The 22,572-nt window shown below is 46.9% G+C and carries 22 protein-coding genes and 1 tRNA gene; 6 read left to right on the forward strand and 17 right to left on the reverse strand.

Annotated elements, in window-relative coordinates:
- Positions 1-89: 89 nt before the first annotated feature.
- From flgL to RBK99_RS11370, 13 genes are all read right to left on the reverse strand, one after another.
- Entirely contained in the window at positions 90-1,298 is a 1,209-nt protein-coding gene (flgL, locus tag RBK99_RS11310) for a flagellar hook-associated protein FlgL (protein WP_317504710.1), read from the reverse strand.
- 15 nt (positions 1,299-1,313) lie between these two features.
- A complete protein-coding gene (gene flgK, locus RBK99_RS11315; RefSeq protein ID WP_317504711.1) occupies positions 1,314-3,323 on the reverse strand; it encodes a flagellar hook-associated protein FlgK in 2,010 nt (669 codons plus the stop codon).
- Positions 3,324-3,429: 106 nt separating this feature from the next.
- The gene (gene flgJ / locus RBK99_RS11320; protein WP_317504754.1) at positions 3,430-4,407 is read right to left on the reverse strand and encodes a flagellar assembly peptidoglycan hydrolase FlgJ; all 978 of its coding nucleotides are present in this window, start codon (positions 4,405-4,407) and stop codon (positions 3,430-3,432) included.
- Positions 4,408-4,422: 15 nt separating this feature from the next.
- The gene (locus RBK99_RS11325; RefSeq protein ID WP_317504712.1) at positions 4,423-5,526 is read right to left on the reverse strand and encodes a flagellar basal body P-ring protein FlgI; all 1,104 of its coding nucleotides are present in this window, start codon (positions 5,524-5,526) and stop codon (positions 4,423-4,425) included.
- 9 nt (positions 5,527-5,535) lie between these two features.
- On the reverse strand, positions 5,536-6,222 hold the full coding sequence (gene flgH, locus RBK99_RS11330; protein WP_317504713.1) for a flagellar basal body L-ring protein FlgH: 687 nt from the start codon (positions 6,220-6,222) through the stop codon (positions 5,536-5,538).
- Between the two features lie 24 nt (positions 6,223-6,246).
- On the reverse strand, positions 6,247-7,035 hold the full coding sequence (gene flgG / locus RBK99_RS11335) for a flagellar basal-body rod protein FlgG (RefSeq protein ID WP_317504714.1): 789 nt from the start codon (positions 7,033-7,035) through the stop codon (positions 6,247-6,249).
- 21 nt (positions 7,036-7,056) lie between these two features.
- Entirely contained in the window at positions 7,057-7,800 is a 744-nt protein-coding gene (gene flgF / locus RBK99_RS11340) for a flagellar basal-body rod protein FlgF (protein WP_317504715.1), read from the reverse strand.
- A gap of 121 nt (positions 7,801-7,921) precedes the next feature.
- On the reverse strand, positions 7,922-9,289 hold the full coding sequence (gene flgE / locus RBK99_RS11345; protein WP_317504716.1) for a flagellar hook protein FlgE: 1,368 nt from the start codon (positions 9,287-9,289) through the stop codon (positions 7,922-7,924).
- A 15-nt stretch (positions 9,290-9,304) separates the two neighbouring features.
- Positions 9,305-9,988 (reverse strand): flagellar hook assembly protein FlgD, encoded by a 684-nt coding sequence (gene flgD / locus RBK99_RS11350; RefSeq protein ID WP_317504717.1) that lies wholly within the window; start codon positions 9,986-9,988, stop codon positions 9,305-9,307.
- A 14-nt stretch (positions 9,989-10,002) separates the two neighbouring features.
- Positions 10,003-10,455 (reverse strand): flagellar basal body rod protein FlgC, encoded by a 453-nt coding sequence (gene flgC, locus RBK99_RS11355; RefSeq protein ID WP_317504718.1) that lies wholly within the window; start codon positions 10,453-10,455, stop codon positions 10,003-10,005.
- A 6-nt stretch (positions 10,456-10,461) separates the two neighbouring features.
- A complete protein-coding gene (gene flgB, locus RBK99_RS11360; protein WP_317504719.1) occupies positions 10,462-10,866 on the reverse strand; it encodes a flagellar basal body rod protein FlgB in 405 nt (134 codons plus the stop codon).
- Positions 10,867-10,947: 81 nt separating this feature from the next.
- Positions 10,948-11,784 carry a CheR family methyltransferase gene (locus RBK99_RS11365; RefSeq protein ID WP_317504720.1) on the reverse strand — a complete coding sequence of 279 codons (837 nt, stop codon included), beginning with the start codon at positions 11,782-11,784 and terminating at the stop codon, positions 10,948-10,950.
- Positions 11,785-11,871: 87 nt separating this feature from the next.
- Positions 11,872-12,804, reverse strand: a complete 933-nt coding sequence (locus tag RBK99_RS11370) for a chemotaxis protein CheV (RefSeq protein ID WP_317504721.1) — start codon at positions 12,802-12,804, stop codon at positions 11,872-11,874.
- A 163-nt stretch (positions 12,805-12,967) separates the two neighbouring features.
- On the opposite strand from RBK99_RS11370, the gene flgA reads away from it, so the two are divergent.
- The 6 genes from flgA (at position 12,968) to RBK99_RS11400 (ending at position 16,419) form a co-directional block, all read left to right on the forward strand.
- Positions 12,968-13,702 carry a flagellar basal body P-ring formation chaperone FlgA gene (gene flgA / locus RBK99_RS11375; RefSeq protein ID WP_317504722.1) on the forward strand — a complete coding sequence of 245 codons (735 nt, stop codon included), beginning with the start codon at positions 12,968-12,970 and terminating at the stop codon, positions 13,700-13,702.
- Between the two features lie 81 nt (positions 13,703-13,783).
- On the forward strand, positions 13,784-14,107 hold the full coding sequence (gene flgM / locus RBK99_RS11380; RefSeq protein WP_317504723.1) for a flagellar biosynthesis anti-sigma factor FlgM: 324 nt from the start codon (positions 13,784-13,786) through the stop codon (positions 14,105-14,107).
- A complete protein-coding gene (flgN, locus tag RBK99_RS11385) occupies positions 14,107-14,508 on the forward strand; it encodes a flagellar export chaperone FlgN (RefSeq protein ID WP_317504724.1) in 402 nt (133 codons plus the stop codon). The genes flgM and flgN overlap by 1 nt, the downstream gene beginning before the upstream one ends.
- Before the next feature lie 57 nt (positions 14,509-14,565).
- Positions 14,566-15,045: an LPP20 family lipoprotein gene (locus tag RBK99_RS11390; protein ID WP_317504725.1), complete on the forward strand. Its 480-nt coding sequence runs from the start codon at positions 14,566-14,568 to the stop codon at positions 15,043-15,045.
- Between the two features lie 96 nt (positions 15,046-15,141).
- A complete protein-coding gene (locus RBK99_RS11395) occupies positions 15,142-16,305 on the forward strand; it encodes a flagellar assembly protein FlgT (RefSeq protein WP_317504726.1) in 1,164 nt (387 codons plus the stop codon).
- Positions 16,306-16,345: 40 nt separating this feature from the next.
- A tRNA-Arg gene (locus tag RBK99_RS11400) sits at positions 16,346-16,419 on the forward strand.
- On the opposite strand, the gene RBK99_RS13540 is transcribed toward RBK99_RS11400, so the two are convergent.
- From RBK99_RS13540 to RBK99_RS11415, 4 genes are read right to left on the reverse strand one after another with little or no spacing between them, the layout of a single operon-like run.
- Entirely contained in the window at positions 16,381-18,831 is a 2,451-nt protein-coding gene (locus tag RBK99_RS13540) for an EAL domain-containing protein (RefSeq protein ID WP_411161979.1), read from the reverse strand. The two genes, RBK99_RS11400 and RBK99_RS13540, sit on opposite strands and share 39 nt — an antisense overlap.
- Positions 18,832-18,834: 3 nt before the next feature.
- Positions 18,835-20,511 (reverse strand): sensor histidine kinase, encoded by a 1,677-nt coding sequence (locus RBK99_RS11405; RefSeq protein WP_317504727.1) that lies wholly within the window; start codon positions 20,509-20,511, stop codon positions 18,835-18,837.
- Positions 20,501-21,739: a sensor histidine kinase gene (locus tag RBK99_RS11410; protein WP_317504728.1), complete on the reverse strand. Its 1,239-nt coding sequence runs from the start codon at positions 21,737-21,739 to the stop codon at positions 20,501-20,503. The genes RBK99_RS11405 and RBK99_RS11410 overlap by 11 nt, the downstream gene beginning before the upstream one ends.
- A complete protein-coding gene (locus RBK99_RS11415; protein WP_317504729.1) occupies positions 21,736-22,551 on the reverse strand; it encodes an alpha/beta fold hydrolase in 816 nt (271 codons plus the stop codon). Before RBK99_RS11415 ends, RBK99_RS11410 begins: the two co-directional genes overlap by 4 nt.
- Positions 22,552-22,572 lie beyond the last annotated feature (21 nt).

The raw sequence follows: 22,572 nt of genomic DNA on the forward strand, positions 1-22,572 counted from the left end.
CAAAGCATATCGGCAGGATTTTAGGAAGCTTTAGTATTTTTTTGAAACTTTTTCGCCTAGCATAAATGCCAGACGAAATAAGGGCTTTATTACAAGTAATCGAATAAACTCAAACGACTCACCCGGGTAAATACCTGTTGCGCAGCGGAGTAGATGGTTTCATTTTTAATAAGGTCAGTAATCGCCGTAGAATAATCAACATCCGCAATATCAGCTCTCGCCTTTTTATTAATAATCTCAATGTCTGCGTTACTCAGCTTAGAGCTTTCTAAAACATTCAGACGAGCCCCGACTTTGGCTTGAGTATCAGTAAGACCTGAAATCGCATCATCAAAAGCAGTTAAAGAAGAAGCAATTTCTTCTCTGAAGAAATTCTTTCCTTCAGGCCCTGAATTTTCCAACGAATCGGCTAAGTCTCCCACTTGGGTCAACAGGTTTCTCGATACCGGTTCACCGATATCAAAGTTAATCGTATCGCCATTTACCACACTTTCAGAAGTCTCAATTTCAATACCTTCGTAGCTAATGGTATCACCTGGAGTATAAGCAACATTTGTTTGGATGGGGTTACCAGCTCCATCTAGAATATCATAATCACCAGCACCAAAGACTATGCTTGCGGACTGAGTATCAGGATCGCCTTCTACCCATGAAGCGGCCAGCGCTTCACGATCCGGAGCCTTCAGGCCTTTTACTAAGTTATCTCCATTCGTAAAGTCAATATCAACACGAGTAGATAAGTTGCCAAATACTTTACTGCCAGGGTCGCCCGCAGGTAAATATAAACTTGGCGACAATTGAATTTCTCTTTGCCCATCGTCGCTTCGATAAGCGTACGACTCTGATGCCTGATCATATTCCATCGGCTGAATACGGTTTTGGTAGCCAGCAAAAATATACTCACCTGACTCATCTTGCGCATTAGTAAAGTCAAATAGCGCTTTTTCAATATTACGGAGCTCCAATGCTACCGCCTCTCTATTTTCAGCTGACAGACTGCCGTTACCCGCATTTACAGCTAACTTCCGCGCACGCTGAACAAAGTCCACCATACTCGACAATGCACTTTCTTCACGTCTAAGATTATTCTCCAAGGTAACCGAGTTACGATCAAACTGAGCATTCTGCGCCAGCTTTTCGTCTAATGCCAAGACTTGAGAGTTACCAATGGGGTCATCGGCAGGGCTCAATATACGCGTTTGCTTGGTCAGCATCTGCTGTACTTTATCCATTCGAGACTGAGACGTTGTCAGGCTGTCCTGGGCTCTTTGATAAAATAAACTGGTACTTAATCTCATCTTATCTCACCTCACTTAACCTAACGAACGCAGCAATGTATCAAAAATTGTCTGCGATGTTGTAATAATACGGGCTGACGCCGTGTACGCTTGCTGATACTGAATAAGGTTCGCGGCTTCTTCTTCTAAATTAACACCCGACTTTGATTCGTACAGCGCGGTTGTCTGCGCCTTAATAGCTTCTGCAGAGTCACGCAAAACGCGGTTCTGACTCACTTTACTACCAACATCTGACACCAGCCGACCATAGCTTTCATTAAAGGTCATAGTGGGTTCATAGTCTTCCGCGCCATCACGACGCACTAGCTGCTGTCGTTGTAAATCAGTTAATCGCTGGCCATTGCTGTTGTCATCAAAACCGTTCAGGTTATATTCCATTTCAAATGAATCGCCCACAGCGGGTTCACCGTTAATACTCACTTCGTAATCCGGGTCAGCTAAACCAGCCTGACTTAAAATATTACTCAGATCCGTCGTTCCTGCAATAGTGTTCAGGGTGCTGCCGTCTTTCGCAAAAATAGTCAGATCATAAGCATCACCTGTTTGGCCTGTAATCTCTATACGTGCCGGTGCACTATTCAATAACGTATTATTGGTTGTGTCATAGTAATCATCCGGTGTATTAATCGCACTCAGTTCAATACTCGACGCGCCCGTATTATCGGGGTTGTCACTCACTCGCACCGGGCTTGCCAAAGCAAGATCTTCCGGCCGACGCACCGCTAAATTAATTTCAGCCGCCGCACTTTCAGAAGGTTTCACTAAAAATTTATCGCCGGCGTTCGCCGTATTAGCAACATTCAAAGAAACACCGTAACGGACAATATCAGCGCTCCCTGCAGTCAGTGTTCCGGTAACCACTTCGGCTCCGTCTAGTGGAACGCCCCGGCTATCAACCGCAACCACTTCATAATCTGTTGCACTGGTCATAGTGACTTGTAAATTCTCCGAAGGGAATGACTCACTGTTGCCTTCCAGGACACCCATAGTAACGCTTGCATTACCAGTATTTTGGCTATACCCCAAACCAGCAGCTTCTGTTTTTGTCAAATCGAAAAGTTTGCGGCCAAGCTGATTATCTAAATCCATGCCTTTTTGGTTTTGCGTATTCAGGCTATCGGCAATACGCACCGCTAGTTGACCTAAACGACGCTGCGTCGGCATTAAGGTTTCATCCCGATACTCGAGATACCCACCAACTGAACCACCAACTTGCCCGACAGGCACTAAAAACTCACTTTTTGCTCCGCCGCCGTGGTCTTTACGAAGAACAAACTCCAGACGTTCCGTATTGGGGTTATTTGAAACCGCGACCGAGTTAAAGCGGCCATCTTCAAGCACTAGAGGCTGCCCGTTCTTCAAATTGACGCTGAGGCTACCACTGTCATTTTCAATGACACTGAACTCGACCAACTCTGCCAGTTTACGTAACTCTTCATCGCGTTGGTTTAGCAAGGCATTAGTATCACCATTGGCTTCACTCAATCCCTGAGATGCGAAAATTTCTTTATTTAAGTTACCAATGTTTTCCGCAATAGCGTTTATCCGATCGGTCGACAACTTAAGCCGTTCGTTAATAATGTCTTTCTGGTCATCTAGGTAACTTGAAAAGTCGTTGAACTTGGTAACCATTGCGTCCGCTTCCGCTAAAACGAGTTGCCGAGCGGTAACTGAGCCGGGATCATTGTTCGCATCTTGTAAGGTATTAAAGAAACTTTCAATACTGGACGCAACATTGGTCGTACTGTCGCCCAGCAAGGAATCAAGTTGTTCTGCCTGCTGTAAGTTGGCTTCGTAGTAACTGACTTTCGAAATATCACTGCGTAACTGGCGATTGGCAAACTCATCAATCATTCGCTGCACGCGCACACGCTCAAGCCCGCCATACGACGACTCAAGATATTCAGCACGCTCTCGCACATAACTTGGTGTATTCGCGTTATTAATATTTTGACTGGTTACTTGCAGACTTTGCTGGTGTGCCAGTATTCCGCTTTTACCGATATTTAATAAGTCGAAACTCATCGATGACTCTCCAGTTACTCTGTGACCGTTATCGGCAACAATCGGATAATATTTAGCCGGTGCGGCAATTTTTTGCCGCTACCCCGTTCAAGTTTGTACCGTTCAATTAAATTTCTGTATCACCAAAAGCCGGGTTATTTAACACCGACTGAATTTTTTGTGCGTACTGAGGGTCGGTCGCGTAACCCGCCTTCTGCAACTCTTTTGCGTACTGCATGGGGTCATCCGCTACTTGCATAGCGTGTTGGTAACGCGGATGCCCTTTTATAAAGTCAACGTAGTCCTGCAAACTCTGTTCCACATTAGTGTAAGACCGAAAAGCGGCTCGTTCTTTGCGCGCAACTTCACCATCAAACTCCAGAGTACTGACGTGGGATTTATCGCCTTCCCAACGTTGATCCGCTTTTATATTGAATAAATTATTACTGGAGCCTCCATGCCGCCCCGGTACGAGCCGTTTGCCCCAGCCCGTTTCTAACGCCGCCTGCGCCATTAACACATCGGCATTGATACCCGCCTCTTTCGCCACTTTTTCAGCGTGCGGCTTTAATGCCGTAATAAAGCTTTGCGGTGAATTAAACGTCTCACTTCCCTCTGAAAACGTTGCGGTATTCACGCGTTGGGAGCCATAGTACAAACCCGCATCTATGCCGCCCTGATCGCTGACTCGAGCTTGCTCTGAAACCATATCCGCCCGATTTTTCATTCGTGGATCGTCAAGGTTTGCGCCTGAACGGCGCACTGACGCAGGAATGTAACTGTCGTCACCGCCGAGTTGCTTCACCATCAGCTCAGCCAAACCTAATGTACCCTGGCTTGAAAGTTCTGAGGTTAATTGCTGATCGTACATGTCACGGTACATCTTAGTGTAGCGGCTATCGAGCATATTTCCTTTTTCAAACACCGCATTCGCTTTGCGCATACTACCCATGACCATGTTCAGGAATATCGCTTCAAACTGCTCAGCCGCTTCCATCAACGCTTGTTTGTCTTTGGGATCAAACGCGCGCTGACGCAACCCATCTAAACTATGGGTATCCATGGCCAGTTGCGCTTGTTTAAATTGCGAGTCCGACGTTGCCATCACTTATATCACTACTTATATCACTATGAGCTCGCCCGACAGGGCACCGGCCTGTTTCAACGCCTCTAGTACCGCAATGATGTCACTGGGAGCGGCCCCAATTTGGTTCACTGCGCGCACTAAATCATTAAGCGTTGTTCCCGGCTGAAACACAAACATACGAGCGTCTTCCTGGTCTACATCGATGATAGACTGCGGTGTTACGACGGTTTCGCCCTCTCCAAATGGATTCGGCTGATCGACATTGACATTTTCTGCGATCGTCACCTGCATATTACCGTGAGCAACCGCTGCCGGCCTAAGCTCGACATTCTGACCAACCACAATGGTTCCGGTTCGGGCATTAATGATGACTTTGGCAGCAGCCAATGCTTGTTGCACTTCCAAATTTTCCAGCGTCGACATATAGCTCACCCGCTGCCCTAAATCTCTGGGCGCGCGAACCTTGACTGAAGTCGCGTCAATGGCTTGAGCAGTACCCTCACCGACTAAACTATTAATGGTCTGAGCCATGCGCTTAGCCGTAGTGAAATCAGACTGGTGCAAATTAAAGGTAAAATAGTCGGACGAACCAAACCCGGTTCTGACCTCACGCTCAACAATCGCGCCGCCGGGGATCCGACCTACCGTTGGGGTATTAATAACAATTTTAGAGCCGTCGTTACCTTCAGCGCCTAAACCACCGACAATTAGGCTTCCCTGAGCAACGGCATAGACTTCGCCATTGGCGCCCTTCAAAAAGGTTTGCAGCAACGTTCCGCCCGTTAGGCTGTCCGCACTGCCAACAGAAGAAACCGTCACATCAATCGTCTGTCCCGGCTTAGCGAACGCAGGTAAGTCAGCGTGCACGGCAACAGCCGCGACATTATCGATTTTAGGCCGCTCATTGGCCGGGATATTAATCCCGAAGTTGCCTAACATGGTGCGGAATGTCTGGTCAGTAAAAGGTGTTTGCTCACCGGTTCCCGGTAAACCAACCACTAAGCCATAACCAATTAACTGGTTTTCACGAATTCCCTGCACCGACGCTATATCTTTTATTCTTGAGGCCTGTGCCGGAGGAGCCTCCAGCACAAACACTAAACTCAGCACTATGGCAAAGATTCTAAATACGTTCATAGCAACTCCTTAGAACGGCCAGATTGGACTGTTAAAGAAGCGGGTCAACCAACCTTGCTCCTGAGTCTGAGCCAACATGCCCGTACCGGAATATTCGATTCGTGCATTCGCTACCCGAGTGGATGGGATCTGGTTAGCAGCCGTTATGTCTTGTGGACGGATCATGCCGGTTAAACGAATGTACTCATCACCCGTATTAATGCGCATCCATTTTTCGCCACGAACAATCAAATTGCCGTTTGGCAGCACTTTAATAACGGTCACTGTAATTTCACCAGTTAACTGATTACTTTGATCGGAACTGGCTTCACCATTAAAGTTCCTGGTGCCTTCTACGCCGGCAGATAAAGGGTTTCCGCCAACCGTAATATTGCGACCAAACATCGTTGGTGCGGCTAATTCAGCCGAACTCTCTTTAGAACTTTCTGTCGTCGCCGTTTTAGTGGCGCTGGTTTGTTCCTGCAGAGTTACGGTAATAATGTCACCTAAGCGGCGAGCTTTAATGTCCGAAAACAGGTTGTCCGCGTAAGCGTCCTGGAATAGCGATCCCGTCGGCACAATTGGCTGCGCTCTTTCTTCCGGCAACACTGGCGCATAATAGGGATCATTCGGCATCGGCTTATAAGGCGTCTGCGCGCAACCGGCCAGAATCCCGACCAGAAGTATCGCTGTTAAACAAAAAAATAATTTACGCATAGGACTCACCTGTTACGACTCGTATTAAAGCTGCTGATTAATGTAACTCAACATCTGATCCACAGATGAAATCACTTTGGAGTTCATCTCGTAGCCTCGCTGGCTTTCAATCAAATTCACCAGCTCTTCGGTCACATTCACGTTCGATGTTTCCAACGCCCCTTGGATGGTATTACCCATACCGTCAACACCCGGAGCGGCTTCCAAAGGCGCCCCACTGACCGCAGTTTCACGGTAGAGGTTCTGTCCCATGGGCTGTAAGCCGGCCGGATTAATAAAGTTCACTAAGTTCAGCTGACCAACAACCACATTGTCTGGGTTTCCCGGCTGAGTAACCGTCACTTGGCCTTCCTGCGAAATATTGACGGACATCGCATCTTCAGGAATTTGGATTGCAGGCTCAATGGTATAGCCATTGCCTGAGGTCACCATTTCCCCTTCTTCGTTCAGTGAAAACTGCCCATTTCGGGTGTAGGAAATGTTGCCGTCTGGCATTAACACCTGGAAAAAACCTTTTCCGTCAATCATCACATCAAGCGAATTGTCGGTTGTCTGCACGTTACCTTGGGTATGTGATTTTTGCGTTGCCACTACTTTGGTACCGGCACCCAGCATTAAACCATTTGGCAATTCAGTATCCTGAGCCGACTGACCACCCGGTTGGTTAATATTTTGATACAGCAAATCTTCAAACACTGCGCGACTTTTCTTAAAGCCAATGGTGCTGGAGTTCGCCAGGTTGTTGGAAATGACTGAGATATCGCGTTGCTGCGCATCCAGTCCGGTTTTACTGATCCATAATGCTGGGTTCATAGTGTTTCTCCTCGGCTACGCTTAGCTCATTCTCATCAGCGACTCAGAACGCTGAGCGTTCTCATCGGCCGTTTTCATTAATTTGACGTTCATTTCGTACTGGCGCTGGAGCGCAATCATATTGGTCATTTCTTCAATACTGTTGACGTTACTGCCTTCCAGAACCCCAATTTGCAATTTAACATTGGCGTCCGCCAAAGCCTGCTGATCGTCTTTTAGCTTAAAAAGTCCGTCACTGGTTTTTTCAAGGTTGCCATTGGGTGGATTGACTAACTTGATCCGATCGATCACTTCCATCACGTCCGGCGGTGCTCCCATCGGTCGTATCGACACGTTGCCATTGGCTCCTATAACCAAGTTATCAATTGGCATAGGCACGAATATTGGCCCGTTCTCGCCTAATACGGTTTCCCCTGTCGAGTTTTTTAATAACCCATCGGTTCCCACTTCCAGACTACCGTTTCTGGTATAGCGTTCATTGCCGGTGCCGTTGTCCACTGCAATCCAGCCCTGATCTTTAATGGCAACGTCAAGATTCCGGCCGGTTGTCCGCAGCGGGCCACTGGCAAAACTTTGCCCTGGACTCTCTGTCATTGAAAAAACACGGGTCGGCAAGCCCTCACCGAAAGCCTGCATTGAGCGCGCCTGCTGTAAATCGGCTTTAAACGCTGTAGTATTGGCGTTAGCTAAATTGTTCGCTCTTATGGCCACGGCGTTCATATTTTCTTTCGCGCCGCTCATGGCTATCCAAAGCATTTTGTCCATAGCTGACCTCCAGCCAAAATTTTGTCATTTTCGGTTCATTGTTAAATACGATGCAGATTCCGTGCCAAAAACAAAAAAGACGCCCTGAGGCGTCTTTTGTTATTCATCGAGTCAAACCCTTTTATCGAATCTGAAGGATGGTCTGATTAATGGTGTTGTTCACTTCCAGAGAGCGAGAATTCGCCTGGAAGTTACGCTGCGCGGTAATCAAATCCACTAACTCTTTGGTCAGGTTGACGTTTGAGTTTTCAAGCGCCGAGGCTTCAATCGAACCGAAAGTACCGGTATTCGCTTCACCGGCTAACGCCTCACCAGAGTCCAGACTCTCACGCCATTTAGTCCCGCCGATCTGAGTCAGCCCCTGCTCATTCGCAAAGCGAACCAGCGCCACTTGCCCCAGGTAACGAACATCGCCATTAGAGTAAGTGGCGGCAATTAGTCCCGACTTATCAATATCCACATTCGTCAAGCGGCCAACGGTGGTGCCGTCCTGCTCTAGCGTAGTCACTTCAAAGTCAGAAGCGAACTGGGTTGGAGGCGTGGTTCCGGTCTCATCCTGAAAATTAAACTGGACTGTCTGAGGTGTTTCAGCACCATTTGGCAAATAAGGATTACCTGCATAATCATTACCATTGATATTGATTGTTGCTGGCGCAAACGTCACGTCGGGTGGCGTTACCGCAGGTGTACCATCTGGGTTAAAGATAATTCTACGGCCTATGGTATTGTTAGCTGATACAGCACCGCCATTAGCGTTTGCCGCTGTACCCATATCAATTTCTTTGCCGTCAAAAGTGGCGTATACGTCCCAGGTATTAGGTGCGCGTTTAACATAGTATGTCGTTAAAACATGCGATTCACCTAACGAGTCATAAACATTTGCCGATGTCGATGAACTGTAGGTCGCAGGACTCGATGGATCAAAATTTGACGTTGGCGGAGGACCACCGCCTGTCACTGGAATAGGCGACAGCCGTGCGTCTACGTTAAAGCTCGTAAATATATTCTGCGTGCTTTGTGGCGCACCAGCAACATCAGGAACCCGGATAGGTTGAGTAGTCGCCAGACTGGTTGACGATGGCGAGCCACTTTGCGCATTCACCTGATAGCCTTGCAGGTAGTTTCCCTGATTATCGACAATAAATTTACCGTCGTTTAGTTTGAAAGCACCAGAGCGGGTATACGTCATATCACGCGAGCCGATATCATCAGTGGTCGCAAAGAAACCGTTACCACCAATCGCCATATCCAGAGCATTTTCGGTAAACTCCAGCGTTCCCTGACTAAATTGCTGAGCAACACTGGATGTCAAAACACCGTCGCCCACTTTTGTATTGCCGGCATTAAAAATGCTGGTTGCATAAACGTCGGCAAACTCAGCTCTAGACTGTTTAAAGCCGGTTGTTTTCACGTTTGAAATGTTATTAGCGGTCGTATCCAGATCTTTCTGCGATGCGTTGATACCGCTGAGTGCAATATTAAATGACATAGGTCACCTCACCTGTTAGCTAATTTCAGTCACATCAGAAAGCTTGATGCCACCTAATCCTTTAAGATTCAAAATCACACCGCGGTCTCCGCCGGTGCTGACACTTTGCACGCGGGCGTGCATCTGTAATGGTAATTCTTCGGTCTTCCCACCAATATTGGCGTTAACGGAGAAAGAGTAATTTCCCGCTGGAGCTTGCTGCCCGTTAGCCATCACGCCGTCCCACTCAAATTCTTTGGTACCCTGCGGTACATCACCAAGGTCAATCGTTTTCACCAAAGAGCCAGTAGAGTCTTTAATATTGACTTTTACATTCTGAGCCGTCTGAGTTGTCGCGATCATCCCGCTTACCCCAGCCCCGGCTTCAACGTTAGCCTGGTCAGTGGGTACTAACACTCGGCGCCCAACCATAGTCGAAGCCTGCAGCGCCTGATTCGAGGTCATGTCTTTAGCAAACTGTCCAAATTGGTCTGATAAGCTGCTGATACCTTCCGCCATAGTAAAGCTGGTCATTTGAGCAATCATCTGATCGTTCTCAACCGGCTTAGAAGGGTCCTGCATGCTCAATTGTTCGGTTAACAGCTTGAAAAAGTCTTCCTGCTCGAGCTTTTGCTGTTCATTAGGATCAGCATACTCGGCACCTTCTTCTTTTTTCCATCTCATGCTGTCGATGAGAGAATTATTGCTTACGCCTTCCATTATCTATCTCCTGCTTACCCTTGACCCAGACGCAATAAACGTTGTGTCATTGTTTTGGCAGTGTCCGCTACCTGCACGTTTGTCTGGTAGGAACGCGAAGCCGAAATCATATTAGCCATTTCTTCCATCGTATTAACGTTTGACCGATAGATGTAACCACTTTCATCCGCCATGGGGTGGTTTGGTGCATACTCAATTTGCAGCGGTTTCTGACTCTCAACAACACCCAATACCTTTACTCCTGCGGCCTGGCCTGCTTGAGTTTGATTCGTCAGACTGTTGCCTCGATAGTTACCCTGTGCATCGGATAAAGCAGTCGCGAATACCGGACTTCTGGCCCGATAGGTTTCGCCCACACTGCTGCTTACTGAGTTTGCATTGGCCAGGTTACTGGCTGTTGTATTCAGTCGCACAGACTGAGCACTCATAGCCGAACCGGTAATATTAAAAATGTTAAACAGACTCATGACTTACTATCCCCCTTGTCCACCCAAGGCCTTCTTAACTCCGCTAATTTTGCCGTTAAGAAAGTTCATGGTCATTTCATATTCCAATGCATTTTGTGCATACAAGTTTTGTTCCAACTGCACATCAACCGTATTGCCATCGCCGGTATCCGGTTGGTTGGGCACTCTGAACTTCTCCGTTCCCTGAGGCTTAACTTCAACGTTAAAATGCTTTTCGTGGGTACGCGCCAGCTTGTAGCTTTCTATGCCACGCTGTGCTTGTTGCAGAGCTTGCTGGAAGTCTAAACCTTTTGCTTTATAGCCAGGGGTATCTGCGTTCGCGATGTTATTGGCAATAAGCTCCGCACGCTGGGTTCGAACGCCCAACGTGTATTGCTGTATTCCCATAATTTTATCCATGGAAAGTGCCATATTTTTGTCTCCACAGTGTTTGATGGTGAAGACAATGCAGGAAGTGTGCCAGTTTAAAAGGCTGGGGATTCTTAGAGGACGTTACTTTCTTCTGTAGATAATGCCGGGCTGGCAGCGGATCATTTCGAAGTCATCGGTAAGCCCCGAAATAGACTCTGAGGCACCCAGGAAAAGATAACCGCCTGGGTTTAGCGATTGCCGGAATTGGGCAATAATTTTCCGCTTCACTTCCGGGGCAAAGTAAATAAGGACATTACGGCAGAAAATAACGTCAAACTTGCCCAGCAAAGAATAGCTGTCTAATAGATTTAAATGACGAAAGTGAATGAATTGTTTAAGTTCATCTTTTATTTTCATTGAGCCGGCCTTACCGTCAGACTCCGTAAAGAACTTTTTCCGACGTTCTGCAGAAAGTCCGCGGGCAAGCGCAAGACTGTCGTATTCACCAACACTGCACTGCTCCAGAACCTTATTTGAAATGTCGGTCGCGGTGACTTTTATTCCGCCCCGCAAGGCCCCTGCATGTTTTGCTTTATATTCAGAGAAGGTCATTGCAATAGAGTACGGTTCTTGTCCGGAAGAACAGGCAGCCGACCATATTTTCAATGGCCCGGTGTGATTTTTGTATTCAGGAAGAATTCGGTCTCTTAAAATTTCAAACGGATAGGTGTCGCGAAACCACAAGGTTTCATTCGTCGTCATTGCATCAATTACCGACGCACGCAGAGCGCGCTCACTGATCTTCATTGAGCGCTTAACAAGTTCCGACAACGAGTCGACGTTAAACCGGCCCATTAAAGGACTGAGACGACTCTTGACTAGATACAGTTTGCTCTCACCCAACACGATACCGCACTGGTGCTCAAGAAACTGACGAAACTCTTGATATTCCGATAAACTTAGTTCGCGATTCAACACGTTATATAAACAACTTCCGTTTCAGTTTTATTCGCTTCGTAGCCTGACATTTACGTCAGGTTCGATATATCACCTGATGCAATAGCATCAGGCTACAGCAGTATTAAGCCATTTTTGAACGGCTGTCGCCAGCTCATCCGGATGAAATTTTGCAATAAAATCATCAGCCCCGACTTTCTTCACCATAGCCTGATTAAACACACCACTCAATGATGTATGCAAAATAACGTGTATATCACGCAAATTGGGATCAGCTTTTAACTCTGCTGTTAAGGTATAACCGTCCATGACTGGCATCTCAACATCCGAAACCAGCACCGGCACATGCGGATGAACCAGCCCGCCAACCTCTTTAGATTTCTCTTTTAAGTAATCTAACGCTTCTTTGCCGTTCTTTTTAACTTCCAGCGTAATGCCTAACGACTGCAACGCACGTTTAATTTGGTTGCGGGCAACCGAGGAATCATCAGTGATTAAAATGGTTAGGTCTTCCTTAGCAACATTAATCGGGGCGTTAGCCACTTCTTCGCTAACGTCCATATTGGTGGGCATAATGTCCGCCAAAATTCGCTCGACATCGATAATTTCGACCAATTCATTTTCAATTTGTGTAACAGCCGTCAAGTAAGCTCCGCGTCCGGTTCCTTTTGGCGGTGGCATAACATCTTCCCAATTAATGTTCATAATGCGATCAACCCCGCCCACCAGAAAGCCTTGAATGGTACGGTTATATTCCGAAATAATCACAAAACGGTTCTCAGTGCCCACCAATTCAGGGCCACCTGTTGCCATGCTTAAATCGATGACGGAAATGGCCTGACCGCGAATATGAGCAACGCCGCGAACCAAGGGGTTCCGATGAGGCATAGCGGTGAGTTTAGGGCAAGGCAGTACCTCTCGCACTTTAAATACGTTAATGCCAAACCGCTGTTTGCCATTGAGGTTAAACATTAAGAGTTCCAGCCGGTTTTGACCAACCATTTGCGTGCGCTGATTCACTGAATCAAGAATACTAGCCATTGTTCACTCCTGTAATGTGGCAGGCTATTTTTTACTTCGGCACGGTATTTGCTTTACACCAGCAATAACCATACGAAACCATCGAACTGCCGAACTTTTGACGTTATACCGTTTTTTTCGGCACTCGACCAGATAACCTTAACGGATAACATCAGGATCTTTTATGATAGTACGTAAATCGCTGCTGATCAGTTCGCTTTTTTTCGTAACGAGTGCTTTCTGCGCTATTGGCCCTGTTCAGGCGAATACCACAGCCGACAACAGCGCTAATTTACATTTTAACTATAAAGCGTTACAGGACATGGCTCATAATTACATCGAACAACGGGTGTCGGCACCTGACAATGGTCGCGTTGAAATTGTTGCCGACAACCTGGATCCACGCATGACCCCGAAAGTGTGTGCTGAGCAACCTAAGGTCAGCCTGGCAAGTAATACCGCACTTGATAGTTACACCACCGTTGAGATCGAATGCGCCACAGTCCCAACCTGGAGAACTTACGTTCCGGTGCGAGTTTACCACTATAAGAATGTTGTAACAGCCGCCTCGCCCCTGGCTCCAGGACAAGTCATCAGCGAGGGCGATCTGGCTTTTGCTGAAATCGACCTTAACCGTGTACGCTCTAATGTTTTCACCGATATGACAGCACTCGTTGGCGCCAGAATAAAAAGGCGGGTTTCAGCAGGGCAAGCCATCAATGCCAGCGACACATGCCTTGTATGTGAAGGACAAAGCGTTACAATAGTCGCTCAGGATAAAACATTACGAATTACTGCCGCGGGAAGAGCGTTAGCTGACGGTTTAAAAGGTGAGTCAGTTGTTGTTGAAAATGTACGTTCGAACAAATCGGTACAAGCCGTTGTCACAGGACTCAATGAAGTGACTGTTAATTTATAAAATTGTTGATATTTTTATTTAAGTTTTTTCGAACGTGGTCGATAAGTGACTGAGACCGTCTATCTAGCGAGGCTAAAAACAATGCCAATTAATATTAATAATGCTGGGCTGAAAAACGCCAACATTGACAACAAATCCGGTAACCGCCAGGTACAGAATGACTCTCAGGGAAAGCCTGCTTCTGTATCTCAAAAAGGTGGTGAAGCGGTTTCTCTGACCAGCGAGGCGAAAAGCCTTGGTGGGCTGCAAGAGAAAGCCATGAGCAGCAGTGGAATCGACCAAGCGAAAGTCGATAAAATTAAAACCGCTATTGAAAGCGGCTCATACAAAATCAATGTTGAGCAGCTGGCGGATAAACTCGCTCAGTTTGAGTCCGATTTATTCGGTAACGGCAGTAACGAGTAATGGCAGTCTTGGCCCCTGTCAACGAGCTTTTACAGGAACTGGCCGAGTCACTGGATACTCTTGCGTTGTTACAGCAACGTGAGCTTAATGCTATGGTCGATCGCCAGCACGCGGATATGAACGCCTTGACTCTCGAGAAAGAGAACGCTCTTAAACGCGTTACTGAACTTGATCAGCAACTTGCCTCGCACCCGGACAAAGAGCAATTAAAAGACGATCCAAACCTGGCCGAGGCGGTCTCCTCTATTAAGGCATCATTAGCTGAAACTCAACAGCAAAGCCAGGTCAATGAACGAGTCGTTCAGTCAACGCTAAATAACATTGAACAGCTAAAGCAAACCATTTTGCAGTCTGCCAGAAAAGACACCCTCACCTACAACAGTAAAGGTAAAATTCGTTAAAGATTTTGCCATTTCTGCCGCTATAACGTTAAGTACTTTGATCCAGCAGAGGTCGTTATGGCTAAGCTTCAATTTTCATTCGTTTTACTCTCCGCTACGCTACTGCTAAGCGGTTGCAGTGCATACAACAACGTTGTTTATGATCAGAAGCATGTGGAATGGGAAACCCGTACTCCAGATGAATTTCCGGTCATTAATGCAGTAGGCTATGCTCCAATAGCAACTCAACAAGGTGCCAGTTCACAGCTAAAAGACTTAAACGCCATGCGCGCATCGAAACTTGCCGCTTACCGTGAACTAGCAGAACAAGTTTACGGACAGCGTATAGCAGGTGGCAGCTCCGTAGAAGACTGGGTATTAAAGCAAGACAGCTTTCAAGCCTCAGTTGACGGTGTTATTCGCGGTGCTGAAGTAGTAAAAACTTATACCGTTGGCGACTATTATGCCACCGAGCTGCGGTTAGATTTTGAAAAAGTACATCGCTTGTATCAAAGCACCAACCGTCAACAACGAGTAAAACGTGTGGTTTACTATTAGACCGTACTAGCCGCAAATAAGGTGGCAGGATTTTTGCAAGTATCAACCTCAACAGTAATGAAATGACGAAAAACCGACACTGAGGTGCCTAACACCATGAACTGGAAAATCCTGCTGCTGATGACCTCTGTTTTCTTTGTTGCTATGCCAAGCGAGGCGCGTTGGGTTGAAGCTCAGGGGACTGCTCGCATTATTAACGGCGATATCGACACAGCACGCCAAAAAGCAATCGAAAATGCGCTTCAGCAAGCTCTGCTTGCCTCTGGTGGTAATATCTCCAGCATTCAACAAGTCGTTGATGGCGTACTTCAAAATACACAAACTCAATGGACCAGCCAGGGTAATGTCGATCAAGTCACCATTGTTCGTGAAGAAGTCCGGGACGATCGTGTCATTGTCAGGTTAAGAGCGGATATTTGGAACCGCGAAGGCGACTGTGCCCGCAGCAGTTATAAAAACTCGGTTACTGTTGTCCCCTTTGAACTACGCGACCGTAGTCATGGCACTTGGGGGCAAATATGGGATATTGGTGAAGTGGCCGCTGAACGTTTAGCGCGCGAGTTAGGCGGTGTTGGCAGCCAATTACACATTACGCATACGCTTCAGCGTCATGCGGGCCTTGAGCAAGCGCTCAGCGCGCTGAACCTGGAAGAACTAGGTCGTATGGCCCGTAGCCTGGGTTTGGTAAACGACAGTCAGTTCATCATTTTCGGCATGTTCGACGACCTCGCTATGATGGACACCAGTTCTAACTGGTTGTGGCCCAGTGACCCTAACCGCCACTATGCATTAACGCTCTACCTGCTCGATGCAACAACAGGACAGTTAGTCACCCGCGCCCGGGTTGAAGACACCCAACCCTGGACGTTTGACCGCACGGTTGACGTAGATGTTGCCGCAGCAAAGTTTTGGAATCAGCCTTTCGGAGCTGCGCTAGACAGTGGCTTGAGGGACTTAGCGGCGGGTGTTAAAAAACAAGTAATCTGCAAACCTGTGCGCGCCAGAATCATTGAAGTAGATGCAAAAACCGTTCTGTTTAACTTAGGTGAAAAGCACGGCGTTAGCCTGGGGGATAAGCTCAAGATTGTTCAACCTACTCACTTTACGGATGATCAGGGTCGTTTCCGTCTAAAATGGCAGGTCAGTGAATTTGAGGTGGAAGTATCCCAGGTGCAGCAGTCTACCGCTATCGCAGAACTGACCAAAGGCAATATGCTGCACAACGTTCAGGTGAGCGACTGGGTAGTGCCAATTAACTAAGGGTGAAACCCGCGTCAGCTTCTGGCATAATCGCGGGCACGTCCTCGTAGCTCAGTTGGATAGAGCATTCGCCTCCTAAGTGAAAGGTCGCAGGTTCGACTCCTGCCGGGGACGCATACTGTTTCTTACAGTTTGTCTTAACACTTCATCATCCCAGGGTTTATCCAAAAATCGGTACACTTCGCTTTCATTAATGGCCTGCGTCAAATTGTCTTCATTGCGGTAAGCCGTTAGTACGATACGAGCGGTATTCGGGTACATGGAGCGTACGTTGGACAAAAACTCTAGCCCTTGCATATTGCGCATTCGTTGATCAGAAATAACAACGTCTACGGCGTTATGCGCTAACACATCAAATGCCTCATCTGCACTGCCTGCAGTATAGATTTCGTACCCGTCACGACGCAGTAACCGCTTTAGTGATTTAAGGACATTCTCTTCGTCATCCACAATCAGCACGGTTTGACTATTAGCGTCTTTAAGCTCCTTTCCAACCGTGCCGCGGTATTCGTGTAAAAACTTAATGAGTGCATCTTTAGGCAGCGGTTTTGCTAACAAAAAGCCCTGAATGGCATCACAGTGGCAGCGCCGTAAATACTCTTGCTGAGCGCTCGTTTCTACCCCTTCGGCTAACACTTCTAACTCCAGGTGGTGCGCCATTGAGATAATGCCTTCAATTATTGCTGAGTCATGACGATTTGAGACCATATCGCTGACGAAGCTGCGGTCTATTTTTAACAAGTTTACCGGTAGGCTTTTTAAATAACTTAAGCTGGAGTAGCCAGTACCAAAGTCATCCAACGCCACCTTTACCCCTAATTCGCGAAGTTCATGCAGTTTATTGATAGCTAACTCGGGGTGCCTCATAAATACCGATTCAGTAATTTCTAATACCAGCTGGGACGGTTTAATACCCGTTTCTTTAATCACCTCGCGCACCGTGTCAACAAACTCAGTTCGCAAGATATGAACGGTTGAGATATTTACGGATACCGTCGTTAAGCTGTCTCGTTCAGCTGAAAAAATGAGAAAATCGTGACAGGCGCGCATCAAAATCCAACGGCTTAACTGAACTATCTGACCCGTGTTTTCCGCTACTTCAATAAAATCCCCGGGCGGAACCATGCCCAACTCAGGGTGGTTCCACCGAATGAGGGCTTCCACTCCGGTTATCTCATCACCATGACTAAGATAAAACTGGGGTTGATAGTGCAGCTCAAACTCTTGCTTATCAATACCGCTTTGCAGTGAGTTGCGGATACGAAGACTCTGTGTAAGCTGCTGATTGAGCTGCTGATCAAACCACTGATAGGTTCCGTGGCCTTGGCGTTTGGCTTCATACATAGCAATATCAGCTTGCTGGACCAATTTTAATGGGTCGTCATCGTAGCTTTCGGTGACGGCAATACCGGCGCTCGCCGATAAATGCAATTCCGAACTTTCAATATGAAAAGGTCTTTGCATGGCCTCTATCAGTCTATCGGCTATAAAGGCAGCATCACTTTGCCGTCTCAGCTCAGACAATACCGCAACAAACTCATCCCCTTCCATGCGCGCTAATGTGTCACCCGGCCGTAAACAGTCTTTCAAGCGTTCTGCCGCCGCAAGCAACAGCCGATCACCAATTTTATGACCCATAGTGTCGTTCACAGCTTTAAACCCATCGAGCCCGACAAACACAACACCTAATTGAACATCGTTACGCTTGCACAGTGTCATGCTCTGCTGCAATCTATCCGCCAGCAACACTCGGTTTGGCAAGCCGGTCAAGCTGTCATGGTTTGCAAAAAAAGCCACTTTTTGTTCCAGTTCAACCTGATTGGTAATGTCTTCAAAGTGCACTAAACGAACAGGCTGCCCGCGCCAATGCGTTTGAATACTATAATGACGAATGCGTTTTTTCTTGCCATCTGGCATATTTAGAGCCGCTTCATGACTGAAGGCGTAGTTATCGTTGTATTCTATGGGTAACCGGCGCCCTTTTAATTCCGCACTGGTTTGTTGTAGCAACTTTTCTGCAGAAGGGTTTGCGTAGATAATCATTCGCTTGTCGTCAACTAACACCACCGGCTGAAGACTGTCTTCAAGCAGGTATTCAAACGTCAGCTGACTGTCGAGTAAGTCCCGCTGATGACGCCGACGCTCAAGGGTATAGTAAATACTTTTTTTCAAGGCCAGAGGGGTAACTTCAGATTTTTCCAGATAATCGTCGGCACCCAGTTGAATGGCTCTTTTGCTCAGCTCGTCGGTCCCCTGCCCGGTTAAAAATATGACAGGCGTTTCTATGTGCTTATCGCGCAATGCCTGAATAACGGTATCACCGCTATCACCTCCCAGGTGAAAATCGCATAAGATGATGTCATAAGTCTGCTTTCGCAGCTTGGCTAACGCGTCACTCTTTGACTTCACCCAATGCAGTTGATACTCCGGAGCTCCTTTTAATAACAACTCTTTTGCTAATACATAGTCGTCTGCATCATCTTCTATCAGCAGAACGTTCAACGCGTCAGTAACCGGCAAGTTCATAATTCATCCTAGTTCGCTGCCTTTCGGCAGTATAATTTTGATAGTCGTTCCTTCGCCACTTTGGCTACTTAATACAACATCACCGTGGTGCAAATCCACTATTTTTTTCACAATAGCCAGGCCCATTCCGGTTCCCGGAATGTCCCCTCTGGAGTGCAGCCTTTTAAACGGTTTAAATACGGCCTGATGGTGGGAGGCCTCTATACCAATTCCATTATCTGAGAAGTACACAGCGACGTTATCGGCAGATACTCGTTGAGAGTAAAGTGTCATTTTCAATTTTCTGTCTTTTCTGGCGTATTTAATGGCGTTAGTGACCAGGTTGTCAAACACTCGCTTCATTAGCTCAGGATCAACCTCCACCTCATGTTTCAGACTCACATCAAACTGAGCCCCCATAGACGCTATCTGAGCTTCATGTTCCCTGGTAACCCCTTGAACAATTGACGACAAATCAGTCGTCTGAACTTGCAAAGAATCTCTACCCAGCCGGGCCAATTCTAAAATTTCGTGAATAAGTTGCTGCATTCGCCTGGAGGCGGACACCATGCGTTCTAAGTAATCGCGTTCTTTCTCGGGAAGCTGTGCTTGCTGCAGAAGCTCGCCAAAGCGGACTATTTTACGTAACGGTTCTTGTAAATCGTGCGATGCGACAGCGGCAAAATTCTGCAGCTCATCGTTCACTTGTTCTAGCTCGGTATAGGTTTGTTTCAAATGAGTAATGTCACGGGCAATACCGAACACGCCCAAAACCCGGCCATCCTCCATCATAGGTATATTGTTCACATTTAACACCATGCGCTCCCCCGATTTACGCACAATACTGGTTTCGTAATGCATCGACTCACCTTGCAACGCTCTATTAAAAACAACTGCGACTTTGGCCATCTCAGAGGACGCAAGAACATATTCATAGTGGAGGCCCAAAACGTTTTCTTTACTCGTTTGCAGGTATTCTTCACCCGTTTTGTTTAAATCGGTGAACCGGCCTGATAAGTCGAGCGAGAATGCCGCACTCGGATTGTGATCGAATAACGAACGATAATGCTGTTCCGAGCGGCGCAAACGATCAAGCGCTTTGTCCCGCTCGTTTTGCATAGCAAAAAAATAAGACACGATATCCCGACAAATATAAAGCAAGGTTAAAATGACAAAATGTCCGACCAAAATAATGCCTGGCACCGAATCCTGCAGCACGCTTTCGCTTTTTAACGGCTGATTCAGCGCATAAAGCCACCATATACTGGCTAGAAGGTACAACAACAGCATTATCCATAGCCAGTTGCCGTCGCTTCGAACACGATTTTCTCCAGTAAAAAAAGGCAAGACTAAACAGGCTGACCCGGCGAGTATTGCCAGAACTCCCCGAAACACATACAGATTAGTCTGAAAGGCAGCCGTTAATTCCCAGCAGCCGACAACCAAAAGAGAAAACGCAACACTCTTCAATAAAATTGGCCAACGGTTCAGCTGCAAACGCAAGGTACGAGATAAAGAGATGAGAGAACCCAGCAAGCCCAAAGAAATAGCCAAAAGACTGTCGCCCACGGGCATTCTGAAACCGATACTGACCAACCCCAGGTTGATAGCAAATAAACTCATGCCGCCCCAGACTAAACACGCCAGAGTGAATGAATGCCAATAACTGCGGGCGGTAATACGTAGCCAGTTATTCGCCATTGTATGCCTCACCTTGTTTCATCGGTGCAGGAAAAACTAAGACGACACGGGTTCCTTTATCAACGGCGCTGCTCAAATGCATGCTACCGCCCAGAGTACGCATTATGTTGTGACTAATTGATAATCCAAGCCCTGTTCCGGTACCTTCCGGTTTGGTTGTATAAAAGGGGTCTGCCGCACGGGATAAAACGTCCTCAGACATCCCACAACCAGTATCGTCAATCATCACTCTGACCTGCTCATTAATGCTCTCGGTCGTAATATCAACATAACCAAAACGCACTATCGACTGAGCCGCATTTAAAAAAATATTGAGTAGCACTTGATTCACCTGCGCCGGGTCACAGTAAACTTGCGGAATATCTCCGTAGTGCTTCCGAATGTCGACTTTATTACGCAACTCATTGCGCATCACTTTTAACGTGGTATCAATTTGATGGTGAATATCACACCAATCGGACAAACCGGAACTGCGAGTAAATTGAGTTAATGAATGTGTTGTTTGAGTAATGTGATGAATGCCTTCCTGAGTTTCATTCAATAACGACAGCAAATCGGCCTCCAGAAAGTCAAAATCAGCCGTTTCTTTTTGCTGCTCTGTCACACCACTGTTATTCACCAAGTTCAATAGTCGTTGAGTGTACTGGCTTAAGGTATTGAGGTTTGACCGAATATAGGCCACTGGATTATTTATCTCGTGGGCAATGCCAGCGGCCATTTGCCCGAGGGAAGCGAGTTTCTCCGTTTGCAGCATTTCAGCGCTAATGGCTTCAACTTTATTGAGCAGCTCCGCTTTTTGCTCCCGTTGAAGAATGAGTTCCTGCTGTCGACGCTTTAATTCACTGTTAATTTCTACTATTTGCTCACGCTCTGTGATCAACTGGCGTTCTAACAATAGATGTTTGTCTGCCAACATCACAATAAACGCTATTTTATTGTCCGGCTGGCAAATAGCATTCACAAGGCACATGATGTTTTCTTCGTGATCTTTTAAATACAGAGTCAATTGCTCGCAATCAACACCCTGCCGTAACTTTGGCTCAACAGCTGACAAAAAATACAGGCGAGAGGCCGGAGACAACAAAGAATCAACCGACTGCTGCAGGATTTCATTCGGCGTTTTTTGAAGCTTCAGGCACAATCGATGAGTGACTTCCGTCACTGAAAAGTCACGAATATCGAATTCAAGCGCCAGCAAAGGCCAATTTGTTGCGTCTGCTGCTATCATGCTGTTTTGTCTTTTAACGATTCAATGAGATGTTCTGCGACCAAGTTCGGGGCGCTCAACTGAGGGTAATGACCTCTGGCGTCCAGCACATGAAGCCGGGCTTTCGGTAGTTGCTTAGCCATATACCGGGAAACGTCCAGCGGGACCACAATATCGGCATTCGCCTGCAATATGGTAACCGCGCAATCAACATGAGGCAGTGATTCCCGGACATCCGAATAAAAAGTGGCTTTAGCAAAGTTACGCGTCAGCTGAGCATTCCCCGCGGTAAAGTAGTCTTCCAGAGTTTTGGCTAACTTGGGCTGATCACTATTTTCCATCACTTGCGGACTCATGTATTGGGCCCAGCCGAAAAAATTTTGTTCCATCAGTATCATCAGCTCATCAACATCCGGCTTACTGAAACCGCTTTGATACTGGGGCGGATCGTGTATGTAGCGCGGAGAAGGGTTCAGCATTACAATGTGGTTAACTTTGTATTTTATAAACGGGTAAGCAAGACAAGCAATACTGCCACTGACCGAATGTCCGATAAGCGTAATAGAATCCGCTTCCAGCGTTTCAACCACTTCGATAAGGTCACGTGCATAACCTTCAAGGTTTTCGTAACGCTTTTCACTATAGCTGGCAACATCAGAGTTGCCGGAACCGACGTAGTCAAACGTCACTATACGATAACTTTGGGGCAGTTGCTCTATCACTGCATCCCAAATGGTCTGATCACAGCCAAAGCCGTGGGCAAACACTAAGGTTTTCGTGCCTTCACCTCTAATACGGACGTTATTGCGAATGGCGATTTGTTGCTTATTCATCGTCTGAAAACTCATTCAACA

It is taken from the genome of Idiomarina solivarensis, assembly GCF_033052755.1.
Taxonomy (GTDB): Bacteria; Pseudomonadota; Gammaproteobacteria; order Enterobacterales; family Alteromonadaceae; genus Idiomarina.